At 67.7% G+C, this 14129-nt stretch carries 15 protein-coding genes; 7 read left to right on the top strand and 8 right to left on the bottom strand.

Going from position 1 to position 14129, the window contains the following annotated elements; all coding sequences use genetic code 11:
• Nucleotides 1-768, top strand: a 768-nt coding sequence (locus HYG95_RS24210) for an ATP-binding cassette domain-containing protein (RefSeq protein ID WP_181701359.1), incomplete at its 5' end; no start/stop codon positions are given.
• A 330-nt stretch (nucleotides 769-1098) separates the two neighbouring features.
• Here the strand turns inward: HYG95_RS24210 and HYG95_RS24205 are convergent.
• The 6 genes from HYG95_RS24205 to HYG95_RS24180 all read right to left on the bottom strand — a co-directional run bounded on the left by HYG95_RS24205 (nucleotide 1099) and on the right by HYG95_RS24180 (nucleotide 5166).
• Nucleotides 1099-1791 (bottom strand): FABP family protein, encoded by a 693-nt coding sequence (locus tag HYG95_RS24205; protein WP_181701357.1) that lies wholly within the window; start codon nucleotides 1789-1791, stop codon nucleotides 1099-1101.
• 181 nt (nucleotides 1792-1972) lie between these two features.
• The gene (locus HYG95_RS24200) at nucleotides 1973-2278 is read right to left on the bottom strand and encodes a DUF1416 domain-containing protein (protein WP_181701355.1); all 306 of its coding nucleotides are present in this window, start codon (nucleotides 2276-2278) and stop codon (nucleotides 1973-1975) included.
• 5 nt (nucleotides 2279-2283) lie between these two features.
• Entirely contained in the window at nucleotides 2284-3117 is an 834-nt protein-coding gene (locus tag HYG95_RS24195) for a sulfurtransferase (RefSeq protein ID WP_067492342.1), read from the bottom strand.
• Nucleotides 3118-3148: 31 nt separating this feature from the next.
• Entirely contained in the window at nucleotides 3149-3619 is a 471-nt protein-coding gene (locus HYG95_RS24190) for a DUF4395 domain-containing protein (RefSeq protein WP_181701353.1), read from the bottom strand.
• A 270-nt stretch (nucleotides 3620-3889) separates the two neighbouring features.
• A complete protein-coding gene (locus tag HYG95_RS24185) occupies nucleotides 3890-4324 on the bottom strand; it encodes a thioredoxin family protein (RefSeq protein ID WP_181701351.1) in 435 nt (144 codons plus the stop codon).
• Entirely contained in the window at nucleotides 4321-5166 is an 846-nt protein-coding gene (locus tag HYG95_RS24180; RefSeq protein WP_067492559.1) for an LmeA family phospholipid-binding protein, read from the bottom strand. Before HYG95_RS24180 ends, HYG95_RS24185 begins: the two co-directional genes overlap by 4 nt.
• Before the next feature lie 188 nt (nucleotides 5167-5354).
• Between HYG95_RS24180 and HYG95_RS24175 the strand changes: the two genes are divergently transcribed.
• The 6 genes from HYG95_RS24175 to pstB all read left to right on the top strand — a co-directional run bounded on the left by HYG95_RS24175 (nucleotide 5355) and on the right by pstB (nucleotide 11439).
• Complete coding sequence (locus HYG95_RS24175; RefSeq protein ID WP_181701349.1) at nucleotides 5355-6113, top strand: response regulator transcription factor; 759 nt, start codon at nucleotides 5355-5357, stop codon at nucleotides 6111-6113.
• A 273-nt stretch (nucleotides 6114-6386) separates the two neighbouring features.
• Complete coding sequence (gene mshD, locus HYG95_RS24170) at nucleotides 6387-7277, top strand: mycothiol synthase (RefSeq protein ID WP_181701347.1); 891 nt, start codon at nucleotides 6387-6389, stop codon at nucleotides 7275-7277.
• A 285-nt stretch (nucleotides 7278-7562) separates the two neighbouring features.
• Nucleotides 7563-8675 carry a phosphate ABC transporter substrate-binding protein PstS gene (gene pstS / locus HYG95_RS24165; protein ID WP_181701345.1) on the top strand — a complete coding sequence of 371 codons (1113 nt, stop codon included), beginning with the start codon at nucleotides 7563-7565 and terminating at the stop codon, nucleotides 8673-8675.
• Between the two features lie 92 nt (nucleotides 8676-8767).
• Complete coding sequence (pstC, locus tag HYG95_RS24160; protein ID WP_181701343.1) at nucleotides 8768-9739, top strand: phosphate ABC transporter permease subunit PstC; 972 nt, start codon at nucleotides 8768-8770, stop codon at nucleotides 9737-9739.
• The gene (gene pstA / locus HYG95_RS24155) at nucleotides 9739-10644 is read left to right on the top strand and encodes a phosphate ABC transporter permease PstA (protein WP_067640879.1); all 906 of its coding nucleotides are present in this window, start codon (nucleotides 9739-9741) and stop codon (nucleotides 10642-10644) included. Before pstC ends, pstA begins: the two co-directional genes overlap by 1 nt.
• Nucleotides 10645-10662: 18 nt before the next feature.
• Entirely contained in the window at nucleotides 10663-11439 is a 777-nt protein-coding gene (gene pstB / locus HYG95_RS24150; RefSeq protein ID WP_067492348.1) for a phosphate ABC transporter ATP-binding protein PstB, read from the top strand.
• Nucleotides 11440-11502: 63 nt separating this feature from the next.
• On the opposite strand, the gene phoU is transcribed toward pstB, so the two are convergent.
• Together phoU and HYG95_RS24140 are read right to left on the bottom strand one after the other, a co-directional pair.
• Nucleotides 11503-12162 carry a phosphate signaling complex protein PhoU gene (gene phoU / locus HYG95_RS24145; RefSeq protein ID WP_067640883.1) on the bottom strand — a complete coding sequence of 220 codons (660 nt, stop codon included), beginning with the start codon at nucleotides 12160-12162 and terminating at the stop codon, nucleotides 11503-11505.
• Between the two features lie 104 nt (nucleotides 12163-12266).
• Complete coding sequence (locus tag HYG95_RS24140) at nucleotides 12267-14057, bottom strand: LCP family protein (protein ID WP_181701341.1); 1791 nt, start codon at nucleotides 14055-14057, stop codon at nucleotides 12267-12269.
• Nucleotides 14058-14129: the final 72 nt, after the last annotated feature.

Genomic DNA, 14129 nt, shown 5'->3' with positions numbered 1-14129 from the left:
ACCCTCACCACCTCCCGCGCCGCCCTCCACCGCCTCCAGTCCATCGCAGGCCCCCAGCCCACCGGGCGGACGATAACCGCCTCATCGACCCCACCGGCTGGATCGACCTTCGGCCCCGGCGTGACCGCTGGTTCCGGCGACCCTGTTCGACGCGATGCGACGGCGGGGCGCGATGTGTTTGCCGGGCCGGGTGCGACCATGGCGATGCCAGAGGGGCGGCGAATCGCCGTTGTCGGGCCGAGTGGGGCAGGAAAGACGACCTTGCTGATGGAGTGGGCGGGCCTGTTCGACACTCCGCGTGCGGGCGTCACGTTCTTCGCCGAGGATGCGCATCTGTTCGGTACATCCATCCTCGAGAATCTGCGGGTCGCGCGCGGTGATGTCGCCGAGGACGAAGCCGAAAGCGCCCTGCGGCGAGTCGGTCTCGGCGCCTGGCTCGACAGTCTGCCGAACGGCGTGCGGACCTCGCTCACAGCGGGGGCGGCGGCCGTGTCGGGTGGTCAGCGCAGGCGATTGCTGCTGGCGCGGGCACTGATCGCACCGGCCGAGACCCTGCTGCTCGACGAGCCGACCGAACACCTCTCCGCCGAGGAGGGCGACCAGCTCCTGCGCGAACTCCTCGACGCGGACAGCGGCCTGGTGGCGCCGGAGCGTCGCGTCGTGGTCGTCACCCATCAGCTTCCGCCCGACCATCGTGCCGACACGATCGTCACCGTCGACCGGACCGGCGCCTGTCGGGTCGACGGCCGGTCACTGTCCGAAAAGTGAGGCGATTTCCGCAGGTCGGAGCACCCGGAAAATCAATTGCCGAGCTCGGCGCGTGCCGATAGATTCATCGGTACACAAGAGAGGAGGTGGTCTGAAGAATGTATGTTCAACGGATGCGTGAGGTGGCTGCCCGCTAGCAGCACCCCTGCGGGAGATTCCCCAGCGGTGCGCTGAGCGAATCCCAGGCAGACACCCGGCCCCCGAGCCCCCGGACTATCCACCCGGGACCGCCACGTTCCCCGGAACGAGACGGTATGGCTCGGGGGTCGCTCCATTTCCGCCGCGGAAACGACGAACGCCCCGCGAAACCGCGGGGCGTCCGACGGGATCTCAGCCGATGTAGCGCTGCAACCGGGCCGACAGGCGGGGGATGAGCGCGCCGTCGGGGTCGACTCGTTCCTCGACGTAGGCCAGGTCGCCGCCTTCGACGATGCCGTAGAGGCGTTTCGCGCCGCCGACGACAGCGCCGGACTGGCTGCGGATCACCACATCGGTGGCCAGTTCCCAGGACGACTGGGTCAGGGCGGTGCCGTAGAACAGTTCGACGACGCCGGAGCTGTGGGTGAGCAGCAGTTCGAGCATCTCGGTGTCGGCGTCGGTGCCGACCCGCCAGTACCCGCTCTCGCGCAGGTCGGGGCTGTCGTAGGCGCCCTCGGTGTCGAGCTTCCAGGTCTGCGATTCCCAGACCAGGTAGTCGCCACCGTCATGCGACACGATGATCTGCTGACCGAAGCGGTAGTCGCCGTCGGCGGGGTGGTGGCCTTCGCCCTCGCCGCGCCACACACCGACCAGCGGCAGCAACGCGAGCATCGCGTGGTTCAGATCGGGACCCTCGCGCAGATTCGCGGTGTCCTCGGGAATGGGGAGACCGCCGAGGACCGAAATGTTTCGGACCCCGGTTTCTTTCGCACGCTCGGCGGCGACATTCACCGCCTCGTCGCCACTGCGACGCTGTGCCGAAGCGTCTTGCACGTCACTCGCTCGCTCGGCCGGATCGGAACCTTCGCTCGCGAGCCCGCTCATGACTCGGTGAACAGCCGGTAGAAGACGTACAGGCCGAACCAGCCGATGAGGATCGACACGGCGATGAGGAGAATCTCGAAGAAGAGGACCACGTTTCGGAGTCTAGCGAGTCCGAAACGAAGATACGAAAACGGCCCCGGCAGTTCCCGCACAGGAACTACCAGGGCCGTTGTGAGGTTTCTTACTTGGCGACCGCGACGTCCACCGCGTGGATGCCCGCGCCCTCGGGGCTGATCTCGGCCGAGCCGTTGCCCGACGCCGACAGCGCGCGCAGGGTCCACGAACCCGGCGCGGCGAAGAAGCGGAAATCACCGGTGCCGGAGGCGACGACCTCGGCGGTGAAGTCACCGTTGCCGTCGAGCAGACGCACGAACGCGCCGCCGACCGGCTGACCGTCGGTGCTCAGGACACGGCCGGTGATGACCGTTTCCTTCTCCACATCGACGCCGGCCGGGATGGCCTGACCCTGGGTAGGTGCTGCACACATATTGATTACGCTCCCAACTCGATAGGTGCACCGACGAGCGAACCGTATTCGGTCCAGCTGCCGTCGTAGTTCTTGACGTTCTGGTGGCCGAGCAGCTCCTGCAGCACGAACCAGGTGTGCGAGGAACGTTCGCCGATGCGGCAGTAGGCGATGGTCTCCTTCTCGCCGTCCAGGCCCGCATCCTTGTAGAGCTCGGCGAGCTCTTCGTCGGAACGGAAGGTGCCGTCCTCGTTGGCCGCCTTGCTCCACGGCACGTTGATCGCGCCCGGGATGTGGCCGGGACGCTGGCTCTGCTCCTGCGGCAGGTGCGCGGGAGCCAGGATCTTGCCGGAGAACTCGTCGGGGCTGCGCACGTCGACCAGGTTCTTGGTGCCGATCGCGGCGATGACCTCGTCGCGGAAGGCGCGGATGCTCAGGTCGGGAGCGGAGGCCTTGTACTGGGTGGCCGGGCGGTTGACCGCGTCACGCGAGAGCGGACGACCGTCGAGCTCCCACTTCTTGCGGCCGCCGTCGAGCAGCTTCACGTCGTTGTGGCCGTACAGCTTGAAGTACCAGTAGGCGTAGGCAGCGAACCAGTTGTTGTTGCCGCCGTACAGCACCACGGTGTCGTCGTTGGCGATGCCGCGCGCCGAGAGCAGGTCGGAGAACTGCTCCTGGTTCACGAAGTCGCGACGAACCTGATCCTGCAGGTCGTTCTTCCAGTCCAGGCGAACGGCGCCTTCGATGTGGCCACCCTCGTAGGCGGAGGTGTCCTCGTCGACCTCGACGAAGACGACGCCGGGGGCGTTGAGGTTCTCTTCGGCCCAGTCAACGGAGACCAGGACATCGGAGCGAGCCATGTTGTTCCTTTCAACAGACGTGCAGGGTGGGTCAGTTCGGTGCCGGAGCAGGCGACCGGCGGAAGCGGGCTACCAGGGGATAGATCTGGCAGCCCAGGCAGACCCCGAACGCCGCGTTCAAGAACGCCGCGAACAGGGCGAAGCCGGCGAACACCGCGCCGACGATCGGGGAGCCGAGCGCGAAGCCCAGCAGGGAGACACCGGCGAACACGAAGCCGAGTGCCTGCGCGAAACGCAGCGGCGGCACGGGTTCGGTCTCGGTGGGTGGGCCGACTCGCGGCGCGACGAACGCCGCGTAGATCCGGCCGTAAGGGTGCTTGGCGGGACCGGCCGCCGCGCCGATCGCGAACACCACGGCCTGCAGGCCGATCAGGATCGCGGCGGCGACGGGGGAAACGGTCGCGACCAGCAGCACCGCGACGAGCACCCCGGTCGTCACCCAGGCCACGAAACGCGGCCCGCGGACATCGACGCGAGGTGGGGAATCGGAAAACGAGGTCATGGTGCGAACTCCTGCGCTGAGACGATTCAGTGGGATCTGCCAGTTCGCCGGGGGATCGAAACGATCACTCGCGCGGCGAACAGAGGTCGGCGTCAGGAATCTCGGGAGAGAAGCCGACCGGTCAGCGGCACAGGCAGCAACAACCACCGAGGCGACACAGGTCAACTGTGCGGCGTCGGGTGAGCATCAGCTCGTGGTCGGTTTGCACGATGAAGAGTTTACCCGGTCTTCCCGGGAAATGGGCAGGCCCCCTCGAAACCGGGGACAACGTCACACTGTGAGCGGCTCGAGGGCGGTGCGCAGGTCGCCCGCCTTCGGTACGCCGGAGATGCGGAAACGCTCCTTGCCCTCGGCGTCGAAGACGAAGGTCGTCGGCAGGGAGAGCACGTTGAGTTCGCGGGCCAGCGCGGGTTGCGCGTCGATGTCGATCTCGATGTCGCGCGGTGCGTTCGGCGAATCGGCCAGTTCCGCGGTGACACCGGCGACCACCCGGCGCACGGCGTCGCACGGACCGCACCACTCGGCCGAGAAGTGCAGCACCGCGGGCACCGAACCGGAGACACCGGCCGCGTCGAGCAGGCGGGCGCGCTGTTCGGTGTCGGGGTCGAGGGTGGCGGGCCGGACCCGGCCCTGGTTGCGGCGCAGCAGCAGGCCGACCGCGACGGCGGCCAGCACGACGGCGGCGAGTACGGCGAGTTCGATCATGGTTGCTGCAATCGGTCCAGGTCGATGGTGACGTTGCGGCCGACGCCCTCGACAACGATGTGCCCACCCAGCGCCTCCACCTCGGTGGGCCGGACGCCGAACGGCAACTCCTTGGTATCGATCGTACGGCTGAAGCGCTCGAGCACCGCGCCGCGATCGGCCTCGAGGATCTCCGATTCGCTGGTCTTTGCCGTGTCGGCCGGGCCGCTGTTCTTGTCGTGATAGAAGCCGGTGGCCTGGATGCGGACCAGGTCGCCGTCGAGCAGCAGGTCGGCCTGGATCTGCACCGGTACGCGCTTGGCCGAACTCGACGGGGTGACACCCGCGCCGAGAATGCGCCCGTTGGGCGCGGTGGGCAGCGTGCCGGTGAGCACGAGCGCACCCCCGGTGGTCATGCCGGAACCACCCGAACCGCCCGTGCCGTCGGACTTGTCGGCCGGACGGGTGTGGACCTGCAGGTCGGGGATGCCGAAGAGCCTGCCGAGCTCGGTGGGTTCGATGCGCATGCGGGCGTCGACGCGGTCGACCTGCACCGAGCGCGCCGCACCGTCGAGCAGCTCGCCGGCAGGCGCGTGCAGACCGTTCAGCGTGGCTTCGATGCCGATCTCGCCGGGGATGTCCGGGCGCATGCTTCGGGCCCGGATCGCCACGTTGTCGTAGCGCCCGGCCAGGGCCTGGGCGGTGAACGGGAAACCGTGGAAGGTCACTTCGGGATCGGCCGACAGGTCGGCGCCCGCCCGCAGTTGCCGCGACACGTGGTACTCGGTGTAGGCGGCGGCGCCGAAATCGATCACCACCGCCAACCCGGCCAGGCACAGCAGCCCGATGATCAGCTTGCGCATGAGGTGAGAGTAGCGCCCACGCACGCGGGTGCCGGGGGCCCGGGTATCGGCCGAACACTCGTAAGTGTGCCCGTGTTGCGAGGTCATGGCCTGTGACGCGCTAATGTTGCACCGACTAACCCTGTGTTTCGGCGACGTAGCTGTGCGGCTGCTCTCGTCGCGCAGACACGAGATAGGAGGAGAGCCCGGTGGAGCTGCTCCTACTGACTTCCGACCCCAACCCGGATGCGGTGCTGCCCTCGTTGACGCTGCTTGCGCACAACGTCCGCCCCGCGCCGACCGAGGTGTCTTCCCTGCTCGAGGCGGGTAGCGCCGATGTAGCGCTGGTCGACGCCAGGACCGATCTGGCCGCCGCGCGCGGGCTGTGCAGACTGCTCGGCAGCACCGGTTCGTCGGTGCCCGTAGTCGCCGTGCTCACCGAGGGCGGACTGGTCGCGGTGAACGCCGACTGGGGCCTCGACGACATCCTGCTACCAGGCACCGGCCCCGCCGAACTCGACGCGCGCCTGCGCCTGCTCGTCGGTCGCAACGGCGGCGTGGCCAGCCCCGAGAACACCGGCAAGATCACCCTGGGCGAGCTGGTGATCGACGAAGGCACCTACACCGCCCGCCTGCGCGGCCGCCCGCTCGACCTCACCTACAAGGAATTCGAGCTGCTCAAGTACCTCGCCCAGCACGCAGGCCGGGTCTTCACCCGCGCCCAACTGCTGCAAGAGGTGTGGGGCTACGACTTCTTCGGCGGCACCCGCACCGTCGACGTCCACGTCCGCCGCCTCCGCGCCAAACTCGGCAGCGAATACGAATCCCTGATCGGCACCGTCCGCAATGTCGGCTACAAGGCCGTCCGCCCCGCCCGCTCGACCGCCGCCAAGGGCGAACCGCCCGCCTTCACCGACGAAGACGTAGACGGCGAGGACCTGACACCGGTCAACGGCAGCACCCCCTGACGAGCACATTCAGTCCGCCATGACAGCCTTCCCAGCCCCGCACATCCCGACCTCGAGGAGGGATCGCCGCGAAGCGGCGTAGCGGCCCGGCCGCGCGAACAGCGCTCGAAGCGCATGCGCGAAGCGCGAGTCTCGAGCGCTGTTCGCGCGGCCCCTCAGGGGCCGCGCTCGAGCGCGCCAGCGCTCCAAAAACACAGCCAGTACCTCCCGCAATCACAAAACCCAAAGAGCCGGGCACCTCACCCGACGTACGCTCAAACACAGGGGGCAACCTTGAAGTGGACCGAGACCGTCGACTCCACCACCGCTGAGAACATCCGCACCCTGCTCGACCGCGCGAAGTCCGCCGACGGCGTCGCCCCCGTCTCCGAGCAGGCGGTCCTCTCGCTCGCCGAAACCACCCCCGGTACAGGACATCTGATCGCCGAACGCAACGGCGAGATCGTCGGCTACGCGAATCTCGTTGCGGCACACGGTGATCACCCCGCAATGGCAGAAGTCGCCGTCGACCCCGATGCGCGCGGACAAGGCATCGGTACCGATCTGGTCCGCTCGGCTCTCGCCGAAGGCGGCGCGGGCGCCCGCGTCTGGGCGCACGGCGACCTGCCCGCCGCCAAGGCCCTCGCCGCAGCCCTGAAACTGACGACAGCACGCGAACTGTGGCAGATGCGCCGCAGCCTGGCAACCCCCGAGCTACCGCCACTCGAGGTCCCCGAAGGCCTCGTCCTGCGCACCTACGCCGGCCCCGCCGACGATGCCGAACTGTTGCGGGTCAACAACGCCGCCTTCGCCTGGCACCCCGAACAGGGCGGCTGGACCGAGCGCGACATCGCCGCCCGCCGCGCGGAATCCTGGTTCGATCCGGCCGGGCTCTTCCTGGCGTTCGACGCCGCCGATCCCGACTGTCTGCTCGGCTTCCACTGGACCAAGGCGCACCCCGACGCCGCCCCCGCGGGCGAGGTCTACGTCGTCGGCATCGACCCCGCCGCGCAGGGCCGTGGCCTGGGCCGACTGCTCACCCTGGCCGGGCTGCGCCACCTGCGCGACACCGGCCTGACCGAGGTGCTGCTCTATACCGAGGCCGACAACCACGCCGCCGTGCGGACCTACACCAAACTGGGCTTCGCGCCCGCCCATATCGACGTCGCCTACGCGCTGAGCTGACCGGCTGCGAGACACCTCACAGTCCCTCGGCAACCCTGAATATTGTGAGGATGACCGGGTACCGACGAGTAAAACTGGGGCAAACATCACACGCTCGGTCTAATCGCGCCGGGCTGTTCATTCTCCGTTAACCCACCTCGGGCCAACTGTCAACCGGGCGAACCTACGTTACTTCTGGGCGGCACAGTCGTCGCCTGGTGCTCGCGTTCACCCGCGATCCGCACCACCCAACTCGCCCGGGCCGGTGAGGGACCGAGCGAGTTCGTCAGCAATGTCGGAGGAAAAGTGAACTTCAAGCGCACCAGCGCCCTGGTCGGCGTCTTCGCCGCGGGTGCCATGTCTCTGGCCGCCTGTGGCAGCGACGACAACACCGGTGGCGACACCAGCAACAACGCCAACACCAGTGTCGAGTGCGGCGGCAAGAAGGCGCTCAAGGCGTCCGGTGCCTCCTCGCAGAAGAACGCGATGGAGCGCTTCGTCGCCGCCTACGAGACCAACTGCGACGGCTACACCCTGAACTACACCTCCAGTGGCTCCGGCGCGGGTGTCAACGAGTTCATCGGCGGCCAGACCGACTTCGGTGGCTCCGACTCCCCGCTGAGCTCCAAGAAGGACGAGCCGGCCAAGGCCCAGGAACGCTGCGCCAGCCCGGCGTGGAACCTGCCGACCGTCTTCGGCCCGATCGCCATCACCTACAACGTCGACGGCGTCACCGACCTCGTGCTCGACGGCCCGACCGCCGCCAAGGTGTTCAACGGCGCCATCGCCACCTGGGATGCCCCCGAGATCAAGGCGCTCAACCCGAACGCCAAGCTGCCCTCGGAGAAGATCGCCGTGATCTTCCGCTCCGACGAGTCGGGCACCACCGACAACTTCCAGCTCTACCTCGACGCCGCGTCCGACGGTGCCTGGGGCAAGGGCGGCGGCAAGTCGTTCAACGGCGGTGTCGGTGAGGGTGCCAAGGGCAACGAGGGCACCTCGGCCGCCATCAAGAACACCAAGAACTCGATCACCTACAACGAGTGGTCCTTCGCCAAGGCGCAGAGCCTGTCGATCGCCCAGATCATCACCTCGGCGAGCAAGGACCCGGTGGCCCTGTCGGCCGAGTCGGCGGGCAAGTCCATCGACGGCGTGAAGATCAAGGGCGAGGGCAACGACCTGGTGCTCGACACCAGCTCGTTCTACAAGCCCACCGCCGCGGGCGCGTACCCGATCATGATGGCCACCTACGAGATCGTGTGCTCGAAGTACGCCGACGCCGAGACCAGCAAGGCCGTCAAGGCGTTCCTGACCTCGGTCGTCACCAACGGCCAGAACGGTCTGTCCGATGCCGGCTACGTGCCGCTGCCGGACGCCTTCAAGACCAAGCTGACCACCGCGATCAACGCCATCTCCTGATCGCTACCTAGGCCATGACCATGCACCCTGAGGTGACCGCACCGGGCTCGTCGGATTCGACGGGCCCGCGGGCGGCCGGAGATACTTCGCATATGCCGACCGAACCGAAATTCGACAAGGCCCCGGAGCAGGGTCGTTCCGGGCGCCTGAACGCCGAGACGATCTTTCGGTGGCTGGCCACCGCGGCGGGCGCGACCATTGTCGCGGCCATCGCGTTGATCGCGTTGTTCCTGCTGATCCGCGCGGTCCCCTCGCTCATGGCCGACAACGCCAACTTCTTCACCAGCACGGAATTCTCCACCGGTGACGCGAACAACCTGCGCTTCGGCATCCGTGACCTGTTCATGGTCACGGTGCTGAGCTCGGTGTTCGCGCTCATCGTCGCGGTGCCGATCGGCGTCGGCATCGCGCTGTTCCTCACCCAGTACGCGCCGTCGCGGTTGGGCAAGCCGTTCACCATGCTGATCGACCTGCTCGCCGCGGTGCCGTCCATCGTGTTCGGTCTGTGGGGCTTCCTCGTGCTCGCCCCGCAGATCGCGCCGGTGCAGGAGTTCCTCAACTCCAACCTCGGCTGGTTCTTCCTGTTCTCCGACGGCAACGTCTCGATCGCCGGCGGCGGCACCATCTTCACCGCCGGTGTCGTGCTCGCCGTGATGATCCTGCCGATCATCACCTCGGTGGCCCGCGAGGTGTTCGCCCTCACCCCGCGCGCCCACATCGAGGCCGCCCAGGCGCTGGGCGCCACGAAGTGGGAAGTCGTGCGGATGACCGTGCTGCCCTACGGCCGCAGCGGTGTGATCGCCGGTTCCATGCTCGGCCTCGGTCGCGCGCTCGGTGAGACCATCGCCGTGCTCGTCGTGCTCCGCACCGCGAGCAACGCGGGCACCTGGTCGCTGTTCGACGGTGGTTACACCTTCGCCTCCAAGATCGCCTCGGCCGCCTCGGAATTCAGTTCCCCGCTGCCGACCGGCGCCTACATCGCCGCCGGCTTCGTCCTCTTCGCGCTGACCTTCGTCGTCAACGCACTGGCCCGCCTGGCCTCCGGTGGAAAGGTGAACGGCTGATGACCACCACATCGACCCTCGACAAGCCGGTCAAGGCGCCGACGTTCCGCCATGTCAGCAACGGCAGGCGGATCAAGAACAACATCGCCACCGGTCTGGTCACCCTCTGCTTCGTGATCGCGCTGATCCCGCTGGTGTGGGTGCTCGGCCTGGTCCTGGTGAAGGGCATCGGCTCGATCGTCACCGCCGACTGGTGGTTCAACTCGCAGAAGGGCATCCTGCCGGACCAGTCCGGCGGCGGTGTGTACCACGCGATCTACGGCACGATCGTGCAGGCGCTGATCGCGACCGTCATCGCGGTGCCGCTCGGCGTGATGGCCGCTGTGTACCTGGTGGAATACGGTCGCGGCAAGCTGGCCAAGGTCACCACCTTCATGGTCGACATCCTCGCCGGTGTGCCCTCGATCGTCGCGGCGCTGTTCATCTTCGCGCTGTGGATCGCCACGCTCGGTATGCCGCAGAGTTCCTTCGCGGTGTCGCTGGCCCTGGTGCTGCTGATGCTTCCGGTGGTGGTGCGCAACACCGAGGAGATGCTGAAGCTGGTGCCCGACGAGCTGCGCGAGGCCTCCTACGCGCTCGGCGTGCCCAAGTGGAAGACCATCCTGCGCATCGTCATCCCCACCGCCGCGCCGGGCATGATCTCGGGCATCCTGCTCGCCCTCGCCCGCGTGATGGGTGAGACCGCGCCCGTGCTGGTGCTGGTCGGTTACTCGAAGTCGATCAACCAGAACATCTTCGACGGCAACATGGCCTCGCTGCCGCTGCTGATCTACCAGGAGCTGGCCAACCCGGAGCCGGCCGGTCGCGCGCGTGTCTGGGGTGCGGCGCTCACGCTGATCCTGCTCATCGCGCTGCTGTACCTGGCTGCCGCCGCGGTCAACAAGCTGCTCACCCGGAACCGATAGAAGCGAACGGAAACTCCCATGGCCAAGCGGATCGACGTCAAAGATCTCAACATCTACTACGGCAGCTTCCACGCCGTGTCGAACGTGGACCTGACCGTGCTGCCGCGCAGCGTCACCGCCTTCATCGGTCCCTCCGGTTGTGGCAAGTCCACCGTGCTGCGCTCGCTCAACCGCATGCACGAGGTGACCCCGAACGCCCGCGTCGAAGGTGCCGTGCTGCTCGACGGCGAGGACATCTACGGCTCGGCGATCGACCCGGTGGGTGTGCGCCGCACCATCGGCATGGTGTTCCAGCGCCCGAACCCGTTCCCCACCATGTCGATTCGCGACAACGTGGTGGCCGGGCTGAAGCTGCAGGGTGTGCGCAACAAGAAGGAACTCGACGAGGTCGCCGAGCGCTCGCTGCGCGGTGCGAACCTGTGGAACGAGGTCAAGGACCGTCTCGACAAGCCCGGTGGCGGCCTCTCGGGTGGTCAGCAGCAGCGTCTGTGCATCGCCCGCGCGATCGCGGTCTCGCCCGACGTGCTGCTGATGGACGAGCCCTGCTCGGCCCTGGACCCCATCTCCACCCTGGCGATCGAGGACCTGATCACCGAACTCAAGAAGGAGTTCACGATCGTCATCGTCACGCACAACATGCAGCAGGCCGCCCGCGTGAGCGACCAGACCGGTTTCTTCAACCTCGAGGCCCAGGGCAAGCCCGGCCGCCTGATCGAGATCGACGACACCGAGAAGATCTTCTCCAACCCCACCCAGCGCGCCACCGAGGACTACATCTCCGGCCGCTTCGGATAAGGGATCCGACGAGAAAGCCCCCGCACTCCTTCGGGAGGGCGGGGGCTTTCTCGGTGTACTACTTCAGCTTTCGATCTCGCCGTCCGGGAGCACACCGGTGACCAGGAAGATCACGCGGCGGCCGATCTCGACGGCGTGGTCGGCGAAGCGCTCGTAGTAGCGGCCGAGGAGGGTGACGTCGACGGCGGCGGCGACGCCGTACTTCCACTCCCGGTCCATCAAGAGGGTGAACAGGTGGCGGTGGAGGTCGTCCATCGCCTCGTCGTCCTGATTGAGCTGGGCGGCGCGCTCGGGATCGCGGGTCTCGAGCACCTCCTTGGCACCGGCGCCCATGTTCACCGCGATGCGGCCCATCTCGGCGAAGTAGCCGTTCACCGACTCGGGCAGGGCGTGGTTGGGGTGGCGGCGGCGGGTCACCTTGGCGACGTGCAGGGCCAGGGCGCCCATCCGGTTCACGTCGTTCACGATCTGGATGGCACTGACCACCTGACGCAGGTCGCCCGCGACGGGGGCCTGCAGCGCGAGGAGCGCGAACGCCTTCTCCTCGGCCTCGGCGATCATCACCGAGATCCGATCCTGCTCACCGATGACCTGCTCGGCCAGCGCGAGGTCGGCCTGCAGCAGCGACTGGGTGGCTTGCTCCATGGCCTGGCCGGCGAGACCGGCCATTTCGCCGAGCAGATTGGCGAGCTCGGCCATTTGCTCGTTGTAGATGACACGCATAATTGCTGACCCTAGTGGGTACCGGTACCCCTGTCACCCAACACCGGGTTAATGCCGTATGGCACAGTCGTGCCAGCTCAGCGCGCGTCGTGAATCGGGCAGGCTCAGTCGCAGCTGGTGTCGGCGGCGTTCATGTGCTCGAGATCCGAGGGCAGACGCACCGGCGCGGCCGAGACCGGCTCGCCGAGCGACACCGCGGGCAGCTCGGCCCCGACCGTCGTCGGGGTACGCACCTGGCCCGTGTAGTCCGAGCCGACGACCACCTCGATGATGCCGCTGAGGTCGTCGTCGCGTTGCAGGACCGCGCCGGGGATGGAACTGGCCACGGTCGCGGCGGCCGCCTCGTTGCCCTCGGCGTAGCGCACCTCGGTGGTGTCGGTGTACTCGGTGGCATTGGCGACGTTGTAGATGCCGAAACCGAAGTTCGACAGCTTGTTGGCCGCCTGCCGGGCCATGCCGGCGGTCTGGGTGCCGTTGGTCACCAGCAGCGACACCGACGCCGGGCTCACCGCGTACATCTTGGGCGCTTGGGTGGGGGCCGCGGGCGTGCTGGGGTTGGTGATCGGCGGCGCGGTCTGCTCGCCGGGCAGCGGCTGGTCGTCGATGATCGCGCGGAAGATCGCCTTGATATCGGCTTCGCGCGGAATCTCGTTGCCGTAGGACGTGGTTCCCGCGGTCGGGGCGGTGATGAAGGTGACCGCGCCCGCGTTGACCTTCTGCAGCGACCGGCCGAGCAGGATCAGGTCCTTGGTCTCGACGCCGTCGACGAAGGTGTGCTGACGGAACGCCTCGACGAAACCCTGCAGCTTGGCCGGGTCGAGCAGTACCTGACCCGACAGCGCGCCGCGCAGCAGCGCCGCGAGGAAGGTCTGCTGCCGGTGGATGCGGTCGTAGTCGCTGCGCTCTTCGCCGACCACGTGCCGGGCACGCACATAGTTGAGGGCGGTCTCGCCGTTCACGCGCTGCTTGCCCGAGCTCTCGAGCACGGTGCCGAGCACGCCGTCGATGATCGGCTTGGTCGAGCACACCTCCACGCCACCGATCTGGTCGACCATCGCCTCGAACCCGGCGAAGTCGATGCCGATGAAGTGACCGATGCTCAGACCCGACATCTTGCGCACCACGTCGGTCAGGCAGCGCGGCCCACCGAGCGCGTAGACGGCGTTGAGCTTGTCGCCCATGGCAGACGGGAACTTCTGGTCGGTGTACTTGCCCTTGTCGTTGTCCCAGCCCGCGCACTGCGGCCGGGTGACATCGAGGTCGCGCGGGAAGGAGACGACCACCACGCGGGAGCGGTCCTTGGGGATGTGCACCAGCATCGCGGTGTCGGCGCGCGCGCCTTCGGCGTCGACGGTGGAGCCCGCGCCCATGTCGGCGTTCAGGCCTGCGCGGGTATCGGTGCCGACGATGAGGTAGTTCTCGTCGCCGAGCTGCATGTCGCCGTCGAGCACGTCCTCGGTGGCGCCGTCGAGGGCCGACACCTGGGTGAAGCCGTTGTTCGTCGCCCGCAGATAACTCCAGCCACCACCGGTGACCACCAGCGCCAGCACGGCGAAGAAGGTGACCGCCACCCGTCCCGCGAGGCGTGCCTGCTTCGCGCGGCGCCGTTCGGGTGGCCGGGCGGCGGTCTTGGTTTCGACCCGCTTGGGCTCGACGCGCTTCGGCGGGGCCGCCGGGGTCTCGGTGACGGCAGGCAGGATATCGGTGACCTGCTCGTCGACGCGACGAGCGGGCGGCGCCGTGCGGACGGTCTTACCCTTCGCGGGGGCGGTTTTGCCCTGGGCGGGGACGGTCTTGCGCTGCGTGGGAAAAGTCTTGCCCTGCGCGGGAATCGCGGTCGTCGCGGTGCGGTCGGCGGGGGAGTCGACGCGGTGCGGTGCCTGTCTCCTCGACACTTCGTGCGCTGCCTACGAATATTGTGACATAGTCCTACGTTGCCGCGGAACACACTGCGATGTCATGCTGGT

This window comes from Nocardia sp. GTS18, from assembly GCF_013839555.1.
Lineage (GTDB): Bacteria > Actinomycetota > Actinomycetes > Mycobacteriales > Mycobacteriaceae > Nocardia > Nocardia rosealba.
The sequence above is the reverse complement of the archived record's forward strand: the minus strand, read 5'-3'. Positions and strand labels throughout refer to the sequence as shown.